Origin of the sequence: Spartinivicinus ruber (assembly GCF_011009015.1) — a bacterium.
GTDB classification, from domain to species: domain Bacteria; phylum Pseudomonadota; class Gammaproteobacteria; order Pseudomonadales; family Zooshikellaceae; genus Spartinivicinus; species Spartinivicinus ruber.
This window is the reverse complement of sequence record NZ_CP048878.1, coordinates 4,738,844-4,755,842: the sequence shown is the minus strand read 5'-3', so window position 1 is coordinate 4,755,842 and position 16,999 is coordinate 4,738,844. Positions and strand designations below refer to the sequence as shown.

The 16,999-nt window shown below is 41.3% G+C and carries 16 protein-coding genes; 15 read left to right on the top strand and 1 reads right to left on the bottom strand.

Annotated elements, in window-relative coordinates:
* Nucleotides 1-156 precede the first annotated feature (156 nt).
* The gene (mutS, locus tag G4Y78_RS21665; RefSeq protein ID WP_222937557.1) at nucleotides 157-2,793 is read right to left on the bottom strand and encodes a DNA mismatch repair protein MutS; all 2,637 of its coding nucleotides are present in this window, start codon (nucleotides 2,791-2,793) and stop codon (nucleotides 157-159) included.
* Between the two features lie 196 nt (nucleotides 2,794-2,989).
* Between mutS and pncC the strand changes: the two genes are divergently transcribed.
* The 15 genes from pncC (at nucleotide 2,990) to G4Y78_RS21590 (ending at nucleotide 16,987) form a co-directional block, all read left to right on the top strand.
* On the top strand, nucleotides 2,990-3,478 hold the full coding sequence (pncC, locus tag G4Y78_RS21660; RefSeq protein WP_163834980.1) for a nicotinamide-nucleotide amidase: 489 nt from the start codon (nucleotides 2,990-2,992) through the stop codon (nucleotides 3,476-3,478).
* A gap of 151 nt (nucleotides 3,479-3,629) precedes the next feature.
* A complete protein-coding gene (recA, locus tag G4Y78_RS21655) occupies nucleotides 3,630-4,652 on the top strand; it encodes a recombinase RecA (RefSeq protein ID WP_163834979.1) in 1,023 nt (340 codons plus the stop codon).
* 44 nt (nucleotides 4,653-4,696) lie between these two features.
* Nucleotides 4,697-5,167, top strand: coding sequence for a regulatory protein RecX (locus G4Y78_RS21650; protein WP_163834978.1), 471 nt, complete (start codon nucleotides 4,697-4,699; stop codon nucleotides 5,165-5,167).
* Between the two features lie 269 nt (nucleotides 5,168-5,436).
* Nucleotides 5,437-6,228, top strand: a complete 792-nt coding sequence (locus G4Y78_RS21645) for a beta-ketoacyl synthase chain length factor (protein WP_163834977.1) — start codon at nucleotides 5,437-5,439, stop codon at nucleotides 6,226-6,228.
* Nucleotides 6,228-6,980: a lysophospholipid acyltransferase family protein gene (locus G4Y78_RS21640; RefSeq protein WP_163834976.1), complete on the top strand. Its 753-nt coding sequence runs from the start codon at nucleotides 6,228-6,230 to the stop codon at nucleotides 6,978-6,980. Before G4Y78_RS21645 ends, G4Y78_RS21640 begins: the two co-directional genes overlap by 1 nt.
* Nucleotides 6,981-6,991: 11 nt before the next feature.
* Nucleotides 6,992-7,246 carry a phosphopantetheine-binding protein gene (locus G4Y78_RS21635; protein ID WP_163834975.1) on the top strand — a complete coding sequence of 85 codons (255 nt, stop codon included), beginning with the start codon at nucleotides 6,992-6,994 and terminating at the stop codon, nucleotides 7,244-7,246.
* Nucleotides 7,247-7,260: 14 nt separating this feature from the next.
* Nucleotides 7,261-7,506, top strand: a complete 246-nt coding sequence (locus G4Y78_RS21630; protein ID WP_163834974.1) for an acyl carrier protein — start codon at nucleotides 7,261-7,263, stop codon at nucleotides 7,504-7,506.
* Between the two features lie 89 nt (nucleotides 7,507-7,595).
* Complete coding sequence (locus G4Y78_RS21625; protein ID WP_163834973.1) at nucleotides 7,596-8,168, top strand: COG4648 family protein; 573 nt, start codon at nucleotides 7,596-7,598, stop codon at nucleotides 8,166-8,168.
* The gene (locus tag G4Y78_RS21620) at nucleotides 8,162-9,628 is read left to right on the top strand and encodes an AMP-binding protein (protein WP_163834972.1); all 1,467 of its coding nucleotides are present in this window, start codon (nucleotides 8,162-8,164) and stop codon (nucleotides 9,626-9,628) included. Before G4Y78_RS21625 ends, G4Y78_RS21620 begins: the two co-directional genes overlap by 7 nt.
* Before the next feature lie 127 nt (nucleotides 9,629-9,755).
* Nucleotides 9,756-10,097 carry an ApeI family dehydratase gene (locus tag G4Y78_RS21615; RefSeq protein WP_163834971.1) on the top strand — a complete coding sequence of 114 codons (342 nt, stop codon included), beginning with the start codon at nucleotides 9,756-9,758 and terminating at the stop codon, nucleotides 10,095-10,097.
* Nucleotides 10,094-11,833 (top strand): glycosyltransferase family 2 protein, encoded by a 1,740-nt coding sequence (locus G4Y78_RS21610; RefSeq protein WP_163834970.1) that lies wholly within the window; start codon nucleotides 10,094-10,096, stop codon nucleotides 11,831-11,833. The genes G4Y78_RS21615 and G4Y78_RS21610 overlap by 4 nt, the downstream gene beginning before the upstream one ends.
* Nucleotides 11,834-11,849: 16 nt before the next feature.
* Nucleotides 11,850-13,412, top strand: coding sequence for an HAL/PAL/TAL family ammonia-lyase (locus G4Y78_RS21605; protein ID WP_163834969.1), 1,563 nt, complete (start codon nucleotides 11,850-11,852; stop codon nucleotides 13,410-13,412).
* A gap of 96 nt (nucleotides 13,413-13,508) precedes the next feature.
* Entirely contained in the window at nucleotides 13,509-13,928 is a 420-nt protein-coding gene (locus tag G4Y78_RS21600; protein ID WP_163834968.1) for an acyl-CoA thioesterase, read from the top strand.
* A complete protein-coding gene (locus G4Y78_RS21595) occupies nucleotides 13,921-14,592 on the top strand; it encodes a LolA family protein (protein WP_163834967.1) in 672 nt (223 codons plus the stop codon). Before G4Y78_RS21600 ends, G4Y78_RS21595 begins: the two co-directional genes overlap by 8 nt.
* Nucleotides 14,576-16,987, top strand: a complete 2,412-nt coding sequence (locus G4Y78_RS21590) for an MMPL family transporter (protein ID WP_163834966.1) — start codon at nucleotides 14,576-14,578, stop codon at nucleotides 16,985-16,987. Before G4Y78_RS21595 ends, G4Y78_RS21590 begins: the two co-directional genes overlap by 17 nt.
* Nucleotides 16,988-16,999 lie beyond the last annotated feature (12 nt).

Genomic DNA, 16,999 nt, shown 5'->3' with positions numbered 1-16,999 from the left:
TATAGGATGCAGCACTATATCAGTTATTAAAACAGCTTAATAGATAATTCCAGCTTATAAGCACCTAGTGTCTAGAAAAATTTTCCCTATAGTTAGATCGATTGGTGATTAGAGAAAACAAATGAAGCACTTAAAAATAAGCGCTGCATTTGCCCTTTAAATTTGATGCTTAAGCTTATATAGCAGTTCCAGTGCTTGGAGGGGAGTAAGGTCGTCCACATTAGTTTGCTGTAACTGGTCCACTACTGGGTGGTTTGCTGTTGCAAATAAATCAGACTGCAGTGGTGTTTCTGGGGCTACTGCTGGTGCTGATTTTTTTGTAGGTTGTGGCCGAGAACTCGTAGTTGTAATAGCTTCAGTTGTATCTATTTCTGACTCTACTGTGCTGGCAGATTCCAATTGCGCCAGTTTTTGTTTTGCTTGAGTGATGACTGGATGGGGTACGCCTGCCAGTTGTGCTACCTGTAAACCATAACTTTGGCTGGCTGGTCCCTCGTGAACTGCATGAAGAAAGACAATGCGGTCATCATGCTCAGTGGCATTCAAATGCACATTGGCCACATTAGTGACATGCTCTGGTAAGGCTGTTAACTCAAAATAGTGGGTGGCAAAAAGGGTGAAGGCTTTCACTTGGGTGGCCAAATATTCAGCACAAGCCCAAGCTAATGATAAGCCATCAAAGGTGCTGGTACCTCGGCCTACTTCATCCATTAGTACCAAACTGTATTCGGTTGCATTATGGAGAATATTGGCTGTTTCGGTCATTTCTACCATAAAGGTTGAGCGGCCTCCAGCTAAGTCATCTGAAGAGCCAATCCGGGTGAATATCCGATCAACAATACCAATAGTGGCTTTCGTAGCGGGTACAAAACTACCAATATGGGCTAACAAGGTAATCAACGCTGCCTGCCGCATATAGGTAGACTTACCTCCCATATTAGGCCCTGTAATAATTAACATACGGCGCTGGTTATCTAACTTTAAGTCATTAGCTACGAATGGTTCATCTAATACTTGCTCAACTACTGGATGGCGACCTTCACTAATTTGAATACCAGGCTTTGACGATAAGGTTGGTTTGGACAAGTTTAAATTGTCGGCACGTTCCGCTAGGTTTTGTAAGACATCCAGTTTAGCAATTGCTGCAGCGGTATCTTGCAAGGGAGCTAAATGCTCTAACAGTAATTCCAGTAAACCCTCATAAAGGGCTTTTTCTCTGGCCAGTGCCCGGCTTTTACTGCTTAGTGCTTTATCTTCAAACTCTTTTAATTCAGGGGTAATAAAGCGCTCGGCATTTTTGAGGGTTTGCCGACGAATGTAGTGAGTAGGGGCTTGTTCTGCCTGCTGGCGACTAATTTCAATAAAGTAGCCATGAACTCGGTTATAGCCCACTTTTAAAGTCGATAGTCCTGTTGCTTCTCTTTCTTGAGCCTCTAATTTCAGTAAGAATTCACTGGCATTTTCGCTGATATTGCGTAAGTCATCGAGCTCAGCATCATAGCCATCCGCAATAACACCTCCGTCACGAATGACCACGGGAGGGTTATCAACAATAGCTCTTTGTAGTAACGCAGCAAGTGTCGGATATTCACTAATAATCTGGCCCAGTTGCTGAATGAGAGGGGATTGAATATTAGCCAGCTGAACCTGTAACTCTGGTAATTGCAGAAGTGCATCCCTTAACTTTGCCAGATCCCGTGGTTTTGCGGAGCGGAGTGCTACCCGTGCTAGTACCCGCTCAATATCGCCAATTTGTTTCAATGCTTGATGTAATGGCTCATAGCTGTAGTCAGCCAATAAAGCACTTACTGCCTTCTGGCGCTGTTTGAGTTCAACTTGATTTCGTAACGGTCGGTTTATCCAGCGGCAAAGTAATCGGCTGCCCATCGAGGTGGCTGTTTTATCAAATACGGCTGCCAGGGTATTTTCTTTGCCTCCAGATAAATTGGTTACTAATTCTAAGTTTCTACGACTAGCGGCGTCTAAAATAACACTTTCTTCATGGCGCTCAATACTCAGCCCGCGAATATGAGGTAAAGCAGTTCGCTGGGTTTCTTTCGCGTATTGCATTAGGCACCCAGCAGCATCTATGGCAATGGTTAACTGGTCACAGCCGAACCCTGCTAGGTCATTGGTTTGAAACTGTTGGGTTAACATTTTAAATGCTGTTTCAAAATCAAAGTCCCATACTGGTCGACGGCGCACTCCTGATCTACTTTTAAGCTGCTCTAATAAAGGGCTGTCTTCACTCACTAATATTTCTGCTGGGTTTAATCGCTCTAATTCAGCTAAAAATGCCTCTTTTCCCGAGACTTCTGCCACCTGAAATCGGCCGCTACTGATATCTAATGTTGCAATGCCATATTGATTGTTATTTTGATGGAATGCTGCTAACAGATTGTCTTTACGCTCCTCCAGCAAGCTTTCGTCACTGACGGTTCCGGGGGTGATAACTCTTACCACTTTTCGTTCTACCGGACCTTTACTGGTAGCAGGGTCACCAATTTGTTCACAGATGGCTACTGACTCACCAAGTTTAACTAGCTTGGCCAGGTAGTTATCTGCTGAGTGGAATGGAATGCCAGCCATTGGAATTGGCTCTCCGCCAGAATTTCCCCGTGCAGTCAGGGTAATATCCAACAATTGAGAGGCTTTTTTGGCATCGTCATAAAAAAGCTCATAAAAATCACCCATCCGATAAAACACCAACTCATTGCGATGTTGCTGTTTGATCCGCAAATATTGCTGCATCATAGGCGTATGTTTTGAAGCTTGGGTTGTTACTTTTGCCATTGGATACTAATTGCTCTGTTGGTGACAGGAAATGGGGCGATAATTCTACGCAATTAATGGCTTTAGATTAAGCCTAGGATGTAACTTAATTTGGGAAAACAATTGTTGTATATATAGGATTCACTGATTAAATAGTCTGCAACTGACTTCTTAACGTAATTGATAGTCTTACGAAACTTGATAAAAGTGAAATGCGATGAGTGATGAAATAAAAGCACTTGCCCAGCAAGTAGGAACGTTTTTAATCGATCAGCAACTGAAGCTAATTACCGCAGAATCCTGTACCGGGGGTTGGGTCGCTCAAGTTGTGACTTCAATTGCAGGTAGCTCCAACTGGTTTGAAGGTGCGTTTGTCACTTACTCTAATGCAGCTAAACGGTCAATGCTGGAAGTTTCAGCACAATCCTTGGTTCAGTTTGGTGCAGTGAGTAAAGCAGTAGTAATCGAAATGGCAGATGGTGCCCTTGCTCACAGTGAAGCAGATCTTGCTGTTGCTATTAGCGGCATTGCAGGACCTGAAGGAGGAAGTGCAGAAAAACCAGTTGGCACAGTATGGATAGCTTGGCAACTGCATGAACATCCCACGATAACTTGCTGTTTTCATTTCTCTGGTGATCGTGAGCAAGTTCGTAAGCAAGCTGTGGTTGAGGCATTAAAAGGTATTCTACAGCACTTTAATAGTTAAACCTGTTGTTAAAAAATTGATTAACTTTTTTGCAAATTTTACTGGCTGAGTATAAAGTTGTATGAAATAATACTGTGTAAATATACAGTATCTCACTGATACTTACCAGATTACTAAATTGAATCTATAACTTATGAGGCGAGGTGAGTTAATGGATGATAACAAAAAGAAAGCGCTTAGTGCAGCGTTAAGTCAAATTGAACGTCAGTTTGGTAAAGGTGCCATTATGCGCATGGGTGACCATGAGCGTGAAGCTATTCCTGCCATATCCACTGGCTCACTGTCATTGGATATTGCTTTGGGGATTGGTGGCCTGCCAAGAGGGCGAATAGTTGAAATTTTCGGACCAGAATCTTCAGGTAAAACCACATTAACCTTGCAGGTCATTGCGGAAGCTCAGCGAAAAGGAGCTACCTGCGCATTCGTTGATGCGGAACATGCGCTAGATCCTGTTTATGCTGAAAAACTAGGGGTCAATGTGGATGATCTTTATGTGTCTCAGCCCGATACTGGTGAGCAGGCATTGGAAATTACTGACATGCTGGTTCGTTCTGGTGCGGTGGATGTGATTATTGTTGACTCAGTAGCGGCATTAACGCCCAAAGCAGAAATTGAAGGAGATATGGGTGATGCACATGTTGGCTTGCAAGCCCGACTAATGTCTCAAGCGTTACGTAAAATTACCGGTAATATCAAACAAGCGAATTGTCTGGTTGTTTTTATTAATCAAATCCGTATGAAAATTGGTGTCATGTTTGGCAGCCCTGAAACGACGACTGGTGGTAATGCTTTGAAGTTCTATGCATCAGTTCGGTTGGATATTCGTCGTATAGGCTCGGTTAAGCAGGGTGATGAGGTGATTGGGAATGAGACTCGGGTCAAAGTAGTCAAAAATAAAGTTTCACCACCATTTAAGCAGGCTGAGTTCCAAATTCTTTATGGTAAAGGTATTTATCATATGGGAGAGGTGGTTGATTTAGGTGTTAAACAAGGAGTTATAGATAAAGCTGGCGCATGGTATTCCTATAACGGTGATAAAATTGGCCAGGGTAAAGCTAATGCTGCTCAGTTCTTGCTGGATAATCCAGAAATAGCTACTGAAATCGAGCAAAAAATCCGTCAACACTTTGGTATAGAAACACCATCAAAGGAGACAGTTGTAGAAGAAGTGTAATGGTACGTTGTAGGAAATATTATAAATAACTTGTATCTACACTGATGAATAATTCCTCTCCTCATAAAATCCGACAAGCAGCCTTACGGCTGCTTGCTCGTCGTGAACATTCGACCCAAGAGTTAAAGCAAAAATTAAAAATGCGTTCCTTTATTGGAGAACAAGTGTCAGTCGTTTTAGATAGTCTCAGTGAAGAAGGTTACTTGTCTGATCAACGCGCAGCAGAGTCTATTTTTCGTCGGTGTGTTGAAAAAAACTTGGGGCCAAAACGCATTCAACTAGAAATGCAGCTAAAAGGCATTGAGCAATCAATGGTCGAGGCTGTGTTAGAAGCTAATCAGAAAATTGACTGGTTGCAATTAGCGGTTGCTGCATTAGCAAAAAAGTTTAATCCTGTAGCTGAATGGAGCGATGTAGCATTAATAGCAAAAAAGCAGCGCTATTTAATTCAACGTGGGTTTGACTATGATATAGTCCAGCAAGCACTAAAAACTGCATCTGAGTCATTCTTCTAGCCACCATATTTCATCAGATATCGAAAGTTTTGAGCATTCTGATGAGCTTTCATAAATCTTTGCAGAACACCAAATTGTTTTGACGAGGCTCTCAACAAGCAGGTGGTTGTGATATAGTACCCGCTTTTTTGTTGGTCTCCCTTGAAACTGGTTACTATGCAAGGCTGTTATGACTAGCCCCTATCTTTTAACTTGTTTTTAGTAGATCATAGGCCACCCATATAACCCTGTGAAAGTAAGCGGGTATTGTCAGTGGCGCATGGTGTGCCATGTTAGGCAGTAGTTTTGGCCGCTTGAATTGGGAAATAACGCTAGTCTCAATTATTATGCAGCAGTTAACTTTTTCAATTGAAAACTGGTCTGCCTGGGCTCCTGGCCTGAGCAATCAAGCCGCTTGGCAGCAGTGGGCTGAGGGGGCAACAGAGATACCAGTCACTGAAAATCAGCCGGATTTAGCTTGGTTACCAGCTAGGCAGCGAAGAAGATTAAGTCTGCAAGCTAAAATGGCTTTAGCTGTTGCTCATGAATGTCTGGAAAAAACTGAAGTTTCGTCAGTACGTACAGTATTTGCCAGTCGACATGGTGAGGCTCAGCGGATGCAGCATATGCTTCAACAATTAGCAGTAAATGAGCCTCTATCACCCACCGAGTTTGGTTTGTCAGTCCATAACAGCACTGCAGGATGGTATGGGGTATTATTCAATGATAATGCTGCTACAACCGCTTTGGCAGCTGGTAAGGATACTTTTCCTTGTAGTTTGATAGAAGCTGTATCGCAATTATCTACGCCTGGGGTGAATAGAGTACTGTTGGTATTTACCCATATGCCGTTGCCTGATTTTTATCAGGCGTTTCAGGATGAGTCCAGTTCTTATTTTAGCTTGGGTTTAATACTATCCCAGCAAGCAGGTAGACCAGTTCAGCTTAGTTATCAAAAGGCTGGCTCTCAGCAAAAGCAGTTAATCTCACCGGCATTGGCATTTATTCGCCTCCTGTTATCTGAAAATCAGCAGTTACAAGTAACCACTGATCGAATGGTGTGGCAGTACGAGCACTTGTAATGAAGAAGCTCTATTTGATCTGGCGAGTGCTAGCGACTGGTTTTAGCTTTTTATTGTTTGGCATTGGAGGTTTCTTATTAGCGCTATTGGTGTTTCCTCTAATTAACTTAATTTGGCGTGACCAATGGCTGCGGCGCTATCGTGCACAGCAATTGATTAGTTGGAGTTTTCGCTTTTATCTCAAGTTACTCGACTATTTAGGAGTAATGAGTTACGAAATCAAAGGGCTGGAAACCTTAAGAGCGGATAAGGGACGAATTATTATTGCAAACCATCCTTCCTTGCTGGATGTAGTATTATTGATTGCCGCCTTGCCACAAGCGGATTGTGTGGTAAAACAGGCGCTTTGGCGTAATCCGTTTTTACGTGGTGTGGTCAAAGCGGCTGGTTATATTAGCAATCAGGATACAGAGGCTCTTATTTTGCAATGTCGAGATTCGTTAAAAAAGGGCGGTTGTTTAATTTTATTTCCTGAAGGAACGCGCACCACTCCAGGTAAAGCTGTTCGGTTTCAGCGGGGTGCAGCTAATATTGCATTAAGAGCCCAAGCGGATATTCGCTTGGTAGAGATAAGTTGTCAGCCCACGACCCTAACAAAACAGGAAAAGTGGTATCAGGTTGCTGATCGAAAAGTAAAGTTCTTAGTTGAGGTTAAACGCCTGGTGGAAGTTCAACCGTTTCTTGCAGAAGCTGACGAGTTGCCCCTGGCCACCAGGCAATTAACCCGATATTTAGAAAGTCAGTACACATAAAGGTAGTAATTATGTCTAGCTTAAAGGAAGAGTTAAAACAGCTAATTGTTGATGTGTTGGATTTGGAAGATGTGGCACCAGAAGATATTGTTGATGACGAGCCATTATTTGTAGAAGGATTAGGGCTGGACTCAATTGATGCATTAGAGCTCGGTTTAGCATTGAAAAAGCGTTACAACATCAAAATTGAAGCTAATGCTGAAGATAATAAACAGCATTTTGCCTCAATTAACAGTCTTGCCGCTTTTATTGAAGCAAATAAGTGAGAGAGGAAGTAACCATGCAATCTCGTCAAGATATTTTAGCTGCACTTACTGAAATATTGGTTGAAAAGTTTGAAATTGACGAAGCGGATATTGTTCCTGAAGCAAACTTATATGAAGAGTTAGATCTTGATAGTATCGATGCAGTCGATCTGGTTATTATGCTCCAAGAATTAACTAATAAAAAAATCAAACCTGAAGATTTTAAAGCAGTAAGAACTGTTGATGATGTGGTGAATGCCATCGAGCAGTTGATTAAATAGCAACAGATAACTGTAAGTGGCATTCATTCAATGAGATTGTTATTTATCAAATGGTTGCTAGCTACAACAGTGATTGGCAAGGATAGCTAATGCGTTGGTTAAGTGGGCTAATTGCTGTGCTTGGGTTGCTTTATCCATTAATTGTATTGATAGGGCTAAAGTATTTAGAGCCCCGCTGGATAGGGCTGCTGCTTTTTATTTTGGTGGCTGTGAGGCTGGCGCTAAGTAGTGCAGTACGAAAAAATCTGCAGTTGTTAAAACCGGCACTATGGGGCGGCTTGGCAATATTTTTATTAGCTCTGGGGACAATGGTATTAAACCATGAAATGCCGTTAAAACTTTATCCAGTGGTAATGAATATTATTATGCTGGCTACTTTTGGCGTGACGTTGAAGTCACCACCCTCAATGATAGAGCGCCTCGCCCGATTGCAGGAGCCTGATTTACCTGATGAAGCGATTATTTATACTCGGAAGGTAACAATCGTGTGGGTGCTATTTTTTGCCATCAATGGTGCTATTGCTGCGTTTACGGCTGTTTACTGCGCTTTTGAAACCTGGGCCTTGTATAATGGCTGTATTGCTTATGTATTAATGGGGCTGTTATTTGCTGTGGAGTGGTGTATTCGGCAACAGGTCAAGAAAAGGAATCAGCAGTGTTGAAGTACTTTTCATCAGACCTGGTTATTGAAAATGCTTGGCAACCAGCTTGCTTTAGTCAACTGGCGACAGATCGTGCAAACTTAAAACAGCACTTGGGTTATTTGTCAGAAGATCAGCCAGTGACAACAGCTGAGTTAATAAAAACAGTGTCTGTTTATGCAAATGAATTAAATAGTAAAAAGAGCTGCCGAGGTTGGGCTATTTATTGTGAAGACTCTATTTGTTTTATTGTTGCTTTATTAGCTGCATTAAAAACTGGTCTAGAAATTGTTATTATTCCAAATAAGCAACCAGCCACTCTAAATAAGTTGATTAACCTGCAATATACACTATTGACTGATAGTGTTTTAGATGTTGATAGTGACAGCTACATTCCAGTTATTTTCGATAACTTGCTAGCGACTCATGATACACCTGATTTGTCGGATGACCTGGAATTTTATCTGGAGGAATGGCAGTCATTCTTAGTAGATAGCCATCAGCCATTATATTTTTATACCTCTGGTACCACGGGTAAGCCTAAACTAGTATCTAAAAAATTTGGTCAGCTTGTTGAGGAGGTAGCTGTACTAAATCGTTTATGGCAAGAAAATACAGCACGGGCTGTCTTTATCTCGACGGTTAGCCATCAGCATATTTATGGTTTTTTATTTAAAATCTTATGGCCACTAACGATAGGTAACCCTATTTTAAGCCGCTTAATCAGTTATCCTGAAGAGCTTTTGGCAGTTTCCCAGCATTTTGCCAAAGTGGTATGGATAACTAGCCCCGCATTATTAAAACGATTACCAGATACTGTTGATGGCGAGGTAAAGTCGTTGTCGATGGTGGTCTCTTCTGGTGGCCGGTTAGACTACCCAGTTGCCAAACAGGTGGCTGATGAGCTTCAGCAATTTCCTATTGAAGTATTAGGCAGTACCGAAACCGGTGGTGTTGCCTGGCGTCAACAGTGTCAGCAAGATTCAGCCTGGACACCACTACCCAGGTGCAATGTCACTAAAGATATTGAAACGGGTTGTTTACAAGTTAGTTCACCTTTTATTAGTTCAGAGCATGCCTATTTAGTAATGGGCGATATAATTGATCTGCAGGATAATGGCCAGTTTTTGTTAAGAGAACGAGCAGACCGGATCGTTAAAGTTGAAGAAAAACGGTTGTCGTTAGCTCAGTTGGAGTCGGTGCTGCAACAATGTGTGGAAGTCAGCCAAGTGGCAGCAGTTGGCTTGTTATCCGGGGCAAGAGCCAAAGTAGGTGTGGCTATTGTATTAACAGAAGCAGGGCAGGAAAAGCTAAACCAACTCGGTAAAAGACAGTTGAGTGTGCACTTTACCCAGTTATTAAGTAACTATTTTGAGAGGACCTTGTTACCTAAAAAATGGCGCTATGTAAATCAATTACCTGAAAATAGCCAGGGTAAAGTGTCTGCCAGTGCTTTAGCAGCATTATTTGAGAAGGTGTAAAGATAAAGCGTAATATGCTCACTGTGAAGGATTTTTTAGGCGAGGCCACTGAGGGATGAAACCTCAGGAGCTTAGCGATGGTAACAAAGCTTAAAAATCATTCGCGAAGAGTATATATAGGTGAATAATGGAATTACCAGACTATTCAATCAAACAACAAACAGGTCAGCAGGCAAGTGTTGTATTAACGATTTCAGAATCACTACCACATTTTGCTGGCCATTTTCCTAATCAACCAATTTTACCAGGGGTGGTGCAGGTGGACTGGGCCATTTACTTTGCCCAGCAACTGGGTTTTGGTCAGGCGACAGTAAAACAGTTAGAGGTTATTAAATTTCAGCAGTTGGTAATGCCTCCTACCACTTTGTATTTAAGCTTAGAACGGTTAGCTAGTGGAAAAACCAAATTTAGTTTTACTGATGAAGAAAAAGTCTTTTCTTCTGGCCGGATTGTTTGGGGGAACCCTTGAGCGAGTTTAAGCCTTGTATCGTTATCCCAATTTATAATCACAGTGAAACAATCTCTGATGTTATAGTAGGCATTAATACACTTAATTTGCCTTGTATTGTAGTGGATGATGGTAGTAATGACATTACCAAGCAAGTGCTAAAAAAACTTGAGCAAGATAACCCTCAATTGAGACTAGAGACTTTGGCCAAAAACCAGGGAAAAGGTGCCGCTGTTAAACAAGGGTTGGCAGTTGCCTGGCTAAATGGTTTTTCCCATGCTTTGCAGGTCGATGCTGATGGCCAGCATGATTTACAGGATATTCCGCAACTGTTAGCCAAAGCCAAGCAAAATCCAGAGGCCCTCGTGACAGGGCAACCCTTGTATGATGAATCAATTCCTAAATCACGACAGTATGGGCGTTTATTCACCCATTTTTGGGTGTGGCTGGAAACTTTGTCATTCACCGATTCAATGATTGGCTTTCGTGTTTATCCTTTAGCCAGTGCTGTTTCCGTATTGGATCAGGTAGTGGGTGAGAGAATGGATTTCGATATTGAGGTGCTGGTCAAAATGATCTGGCAAGGGATTCCCGTGCAAGCTTATCCTACCCGGGTGATTTACCCAGAAAATGGTATATCCCATTTTAATTTATGGCATGACAACTGGCTGATCAGCAAAATGCACACTCGGTTGATGTGTGGGATGGTGTTTAGACTGCCAAGCTTGCTCAAGCGTAAACTATTTACTCAGCAAGCCACTCATTGGGCAATGATCAGTGAACGAGGCAGTATTTGGGGATTAAAATTTTTATTGTGGGTATTTCGACTGGGTGGTGACAAGTTAGTTAGACCACTGCTTTACCCGATTATTGGCTATTTTTATTTAACCAATAAGACCGCACAACAGGCATCAAAAACGTATTTATCTCGTGTAGCCAAACAGCAAATCCAGTTCAATCAAGTTACTCAGCTGCTATCAGAATACATTCGTCCTGATGTATTGGTTAGCAGTCATGATAGTTTTAAACACTTCATGGCATTTGGTAAAGCCACTTTGGATAAATGTGCTGTGTGGGCAAATAAAATAACCGAAAAAGATGTTGATATTGTTAATAATGAGTTGTTTGATTCATTGTTGGTGGAGCAACAAGGAGCAATGCTGATCACAGCCCATTTTGGCAATAGTGAGATTTGTCGAGCACTTGCTTATGCCAAATATGGGCAAAAAGTGAATGTGCTGGTACATACTAAACATGCTGTTGCTTTTAACAAAATTATCCAGGAAATTAATCCAGAAGCGCAACTAAGTTTAATTGAAGTGACTGAAATTGGCCCGGATACTGCCATAATGCTCAGTGAAAAAATTGAGCAAGGTGAGTTTATTGTGATTGTTGGAGATCGTACTTCGGTGAATGATCCTGCCAATTGTTGCTATGTAGATTTTTTAGGGCATCTAGCACCTTTCCCTAAAGGTCCATTTATTTTAGCGGGTTTGCTTAAATGTCCAGTTTATTTGTTATTGTGCTATCAAGAACAAAACCGTTATCGTGTTCATTTTGAAAAAATTACTGAGCAAATCCCCTTTGGGAAAAAAGTAAGGGATCAGGAAATACTGAATACCGCAAAAATATATGTCAATTATTTAGAAAGATTCTGTTTAAAACAGCCACTCCAGTGGTTTAATTTTTTTGATTTTTGGCAGCAGGATAAAGTTGTAAACCAACAAAATCCTGCTGTAAAAAAGGCTGTAAAGTAATTTAGGTGTAATGTCCATGGTTCAATCTGCTGTCAATGCTGAAAAAGCTGTTACCATTTCAGATCAAAGCTGGGTCTCCATTGAAGATATCAATAGTATTGCTGCCGGCTATCAGCAGGTTGTACTGTCTTCTGAGCAAACCTTTGTTAGTAAAATCAAACAAGGTTGTGAATTCCTGGATAAGTTGCTCCACGAAGAAGGAGTGATTTATGGTGTAACCACTGGCTATGGTGACTCCTGTACAGTATCTGTGCCGCTTGAATTAGTCGAACAGTTACCAGTCCATTTAACCCGTTTTCATGGCTGTGGTTTAGGTGAATACTTAACGGTAGAGCAAGTCGTTGCGGTATTGGCAGTACGTTTAACTTCGTTAACCAAAGGTGTATCTGGGGTTAGCTTGGATTTGTTACAGTTACTAACCACGCTAATTAACCAAAAAATAGCGCCAGTGATTCCTCAAGAAGGTTCTGTGGGGGCTAGTGGAGACTTAACTCCACTTTCTTATGTGGCTGCGGTATTGATGGGGGAGCGAGAGGTTATCTATCAAGGACAACAACGGCCGACTAGTCAGGTATTTGCTGAACAGCATATCCAGCCAATCAAATTGCGTCCTAAAGAAGGGCTGGCCATTATGAATGGTACTGCAGTGATGACAGCACTGGCTTGCGATGCTTATCAGCGGTCAGCTTATTTAGCCAAGTTAACTGCCCGGTTGACTTCGTTAGCGAGCATTGCATTACAGGGGAATGCTTATCACTTTGATGAGAAACTGTTTGCTGTTAAACCACACCCAGGGCAAATGGAAATAGCAAAGTGGATTCGTACTGACTTACAGCATTTTGAGTCACCTAAACAGTCGGATCGTTTGCAGGACCGTTATTCAATTCGCTGTGCACCTCATGTTATTGGGGTGTTACAAGACGCTTTACCTTCATTTAGAAGTTTTATTGAAAACGAAATTAACAGTGCTAACGATAATCCGATTATTGATGCCGAAGGTGAACATGTATTACATGGCGGCCACTTTTATGGTGGGCATATTGCCTTTGCAATGGATTCGATGAAAAATACTGTCGCTAATTTAGCCGATTTGGTTGATCGGCAATTGGCGTTGTTAATGGACACTAAATTTAATAATGGTTTACCAGCTAACTTGACTGGCGCTACTCAAGAACGATTAATGGTCAATCACGGTTTTAAAGCGGTGCAGATAGGGGCCTCTGCCTGGACAGCTGAAGCGTTAAAATTAACCATGCCAGCCAGTGTATTTTCCCGTTCTACGGAATGTCATAATCAGGATAAAGTCAGTATGGGGACCATTGCTGCACGGGACTGTTTACGTGTATTAGAGCTAACTGAGCAGGTTGTGGCAGCGGCTATTTTATCTATTCATCAAGCGTTAGCACTCAGAGTGCGTAAAGGTGAGTTGCAACTGTCGTCGTTAAGTGAACCCCTACAGGCGATGTATAACGATGTATTTGGCTATTTTGAGTTGGTTGAAGAAGATCGGCCTTTAGAACAAGTACTGCGCCAAACAGTGGAGTATATTAAGCAGCAAAGGTGGGAATTATACGGTTGATACAGTCCCTCAAAATGAAGGTTGTTGTGAAAGCTGCAGAATATGGAGTGATAGGGTGTTCTCCAATACTCTTTATCAATGGTGGATGTAATAACAATGGAATTTAGTCAGACAGTCGAAATAACCGTGCCGTTTCATGATGTGGATATGATGCAAGTTGCTTGGCATGGTCATTACGCTAAATATTTTGAAATTGCCCGCTGTCAGCTATTGGACTCATTTGATTATAACTACCGGCAAATGGAACAGTCGGGCTATATGTGGCCGATTGTTGATTTTCGAATTAAATACATTCGTCCGGCAAAATTTGAGGCAAGTATTCTGGTATCGGCCACATTAGTTGAATATGAAAACCGCTTGAAAATTGCTTACCGGATTAAAGATAAGCAAACGGGTGAAACCCTAACAAAAGGCCATACTGTGCAAATGGCTGTTAAATTGAGTAATCATGAAACCTGTTTTCGCTCACCGTCAATATTATTTGATAAGTTAGGAGTAGAGGTTGAGGATGAATAAATGCTTGCTGAAGGTTTTTACACTTATCACCCTATTTATGATTGGGGTTGTTAAAGCAGAAGTGCTTGATTTTCCTTTTTCTAAAAAATTACAGCAGCCAGCAAATGTCGAAGAATTTTTAAATAAAACACTAGCTTTAAAAAATAATATTCAAGGAAAATTTAATCAAGAAAAACATATTAAAGTACTAAGCCGTCCACTATTGTCATCTGGTGAGTTTATTTTATCTGAACAACAAGGATTAGTGTGGGATACTCAACAGCCAACCAAAAGCCGGATTAAAGTCAATACAACTGGATTATATGAGTGGAAAGTGACAAGTAGTGATTTCACCCAAGGCCAGTGGCAAGTTAAGCCCGAGAGCCAGTCTGCAGGCTTTTCTCGTTATGCTAAAAGCTTTCAGGCGTTGCTGAATGCTGATATCAAACAGTTGCAGGAAGGGTTTGATTTATATTGGCAGCGCACCGCAAATAATTGGCAGTTGGGTTTAAAGCCTAAGCAGAACAGTCAGCTAACAAAGTTAATTAGCTGGATTACAGTCGCAGGCAGTGACCGAGTGGATATGATTCAAATTCGGGAACAGTCCGGAGATTTTAGCCAAATCACACTTTTAGATGTAATTTCTTTAAACAGCAACAAGCCTGTCGATGTCAAAGCGAAATAACTGGATGGTTGGTCTTAATAGGCAAAAAGGGTTGTTTATTGGTTGGCTGTTGTTAATTATTGCCAGTCTGGTTTTGTTGTTTGTTCAGCTTCAGCAGGGTATTCCATTGAAAATGGATATTCTGGAGCTGTTACCGCAAGTTGAACAAACAGAGACCTCTAAACAACAAAGGCCATCACAGGTTTTTATTGACCGATCTGTGAAAACAGTAGCTAATAAAGTTGTGTTACTAGTAGGTCATCAGGATAAGCAAACGGCACTAAATCACGCTAGGCAGTTGCATCAGACATTGACACAACATACTGCTGTAACAGACAGTTTCTTGCAGCTTAACCAAGATAGCTTGCAATCAGTCGCTAAGCTGTATTTTCCTTACCGATTTGGTTTGCTCTCTGATAACGTTGTGAATCAGCTGAAAAATGGCGATATTAATGGGTTGGTTGCACATGCTCAACAACAGTTGTATAGCCCGTTATCTGCTGCAAACTCTAAACTGATCCAAAATGATCCTTTGTTTCTTTTCTATGACTTTTTAACTCAGTTACCTTCAGCCAATGGCAAGTTGCAGTTGGAAGATGGCTATTTACTAGCACAAACTAATGGTCAGGTTTATGTGTTGATGTCCTTGGTGCTGGTTGATGAATATAAACAACAACTGGATTTTGTTGACAAAATAGCGCAAGTCGAACAGCAGCTTCAGGCAAAAGACGCCAATATTGAATTATTAAAAGCTGGGGTGGCTTTTCATAAAGCCTATGGCGAAAAGTCTGCCAAAGCGGATATTTCCTTAATTAGTATTGGTTCGATTGTAGGTATTATTCTATTAGTATTGGTTTTATTTAGAAGTATTAAGCCATTATTACTTACCTTATTTACCATTGCTTTAGGGGTATTGGTCGCTTTTTCTGTCACATTGTTGATTTTTGGTGAGCTGCATATTATTGCCTTGGTATTTGGGGCTAGCTTAATTGGTATTTCCATCGACTATGCTTTTCATTATCTGGCTAAGCAATATACGGCCAGTGACGAATGGCATCCTGCTCGATGTGTTCGTGCTATTTACCCAGGGTTGATATTAGGCTTATTTACCAGTGTGGTGGGTTATATCCCAATGGTGACTGCACCATTCCCTGGGTTGCAACAAATGGGAATATTTAGCATTGTTGGTCTTGCAGTGGCCTTTTTAACAGTGGTGGTAGCCTATCCTGTGTTATCTTCAAGAGGGTTTTATCGAACGGGTTTAGGCTTATTAGGTAACGCTTTACAGGGCTATTTATCTAAATGGCAGCATCAATCCACGGGCTTAAAAACATTTATTGCGCTGGGATTGTTATTGGCCTCCTTAGCGGGTTTAACACAGTTAACTGCAGACGATAATGTTAAAAAGTTACAGGCATTGTCTGAACAATTACTTCAAGAGCAGCAAAAAATCCAAGCCATCACAGGATTTGCTGATGTAGGGCCTTATGCCATCATTTTTGCTGATAATAATGAGCAGCTGTTAATGCAGGAACAGCTGCTGGTCCACCAGCTTCGTCATGCTAAACAAGCGGTTGTAGGTGAGTTTATTGCATTATCTGACTATATTCCTGCGACAGCCATACAACAGCAGCATTATCAGTTACTGGGTCGTTTGGCTGAAAATAATGAAGAGGACCCCAGCAATATTTGGTTGAAATTGACTCAGCTGGGTTATCAATCGTCAGTAGTTGAACAGTATCGGCAGAGTATACTCGCGGCGAAAAGCCAGCAATTAAACTTTAATGACTGGTTTACTCTGTTTCCAAATAAATGGATAAAATCACTTTGGTTGGGAGAGAGCAGCGAAATACACCAAGAAAGTAAACAAGTCGCCTCGGTTATTCGTTTTAATCAAATTATGGATTATCAAGCTTTAGCTAACATAACTGAAAAACAAGACGGTGTCATATTAATTGATCAGGCTAAAACTGTTTCCTCTACCTTTGCCAGTTATCGGGTGCAGTTAGTAAAACTGGTTGGAGTTGCTTATTTGTTAATTGCTTTATTTTTGTGGTTTCGCTACGGCTGGAAAGACGCATTTTTTATTTTTATGCCACCCTTGATTGCAGCATTATTGGCAATAACCAGTATTGCCCAAGTGGTAGGCTATTATAATTTATTTAACTGTTTAGCTATTATTTTAGTGTTGAGTATCGGGATTGATTACACACTATTTTTAAAGGAGTCTGATAGTCATTCGTTAAATGCGACTTTTACGGCTGTTGCTTTGTCTGCATGCACAACCCTATTGTCGTTTGGTTTGCTGGCGTTAAGTGACATTCCAGTGGTTTTTAGTTTTGGTTTAACGATTTGTGTCGGTATCGGTTGTGCCTTTTTCCTGGCACCGTTGGCGGCCAAACATATTTCCAGGTAGTCGGTGATAGGT

Excerpts from the sequence above, each read along its gene's own strand:
- G4Y78_RS21605 (WP_163834969.1), top strand. The coding sequence starts at position 11,850 with ATGGTTCAATCTGCTGTCAATGCTGAAAAAGCTGTTACCATTTCAGAT.
- G4Y78_RS21635 (WP_163834975.1), top strand. The coding sequence starts at position 6,992 with ATGTCTAGCTTAAAGGAAGAGTTAAAACAGCTAATTGTTGATGTGTTG.
- recA (WP_163834979.1), top strand. The coding sequence starts at position 3,630 with ATGGATGATAACAAAAAGAAAGCGCTTAGTGCAGCGTTAAGTCAAATT.
- pncC (WP_163834980.1), top strand. The coding sequence starts at position 2,990 with ATGAGTGATGAAATAAAAGCACTTGCCCAGCAAGTAGGAACGTTTTTA.
- G4Y78_RS21645 (WP_163834977.1), top strand. The coding sequence starts at position 5,437 with ATGTTAGGCAGTAGTTTTGGCCGCTTGAATTGGGAAATAACGCTAGTC.
- G4Y78_RS21590 (WP_163834966.1), top strand. The coding sequence starts at position 14,576 with ATGTCAAAGCGAAATAACTGGATGGTTGGTCTTAATAGGCAAAAAGGG.
- G4Y78_RS21625 (WP_163834973.1), top strand. The coding sequence starts at position 7,596 with ATGCGTTGGTTAAGTGGGCTAATTGCTGTGCTTGGGTTGCTTTATCCA.
- G4Y78_RS21615 (WP_163834971.1), top strand. The coding sequence starts at position 9,756 with ATGGAATTACCAGACTATTCAATCAAACAACAAACAGGTCAGCAGGCA.
- mutS (WP_222937557.1), bottom strand. The coding sequence starts at position 2,793 with ATGGCAAAAGTAACAACCCAAGCTTCAAAACATACGCCTATGATGCAG.
- G4Y78_RS21630 (WP_163834974.1), top strand. The coding sequence starts at position 7,261 with ATGCAATCTCGTCAAGATATTTTAGCTGCACTTACTGAAATATTGGTT.
- G4Y78_RS21595 (WP_163834967.1), top strand. The coding sequence starts at position 13,921 with ATGAATAAATGCTTGCTGAAGGTTTTTACACTTATCACCCTATTTATG.
- G4Y78_RS21650 (WP_163834978.1), top strand. The coding sequence starts at position 4,697 with ATGAATAATTCCTCTCCTCATAAAATCCGACAAGCAGCCTTACGGCTG.
- G4Y78_RS21600 (WP_163834968.1), top strand. The coding sequence starts at position 13,509 with ATGGAATTTAGTCAGACAGTCGAAATAACCGTGCCGTTTCATGATGTG.
- G4Y78_RS21640 (WP_163834976.1), top strand. The coding sequence starts at position 6,228 with ATGAAGAAGCTCTATTTGATCTGGCGAGTGCTAGCGACTGGTTTTAGC.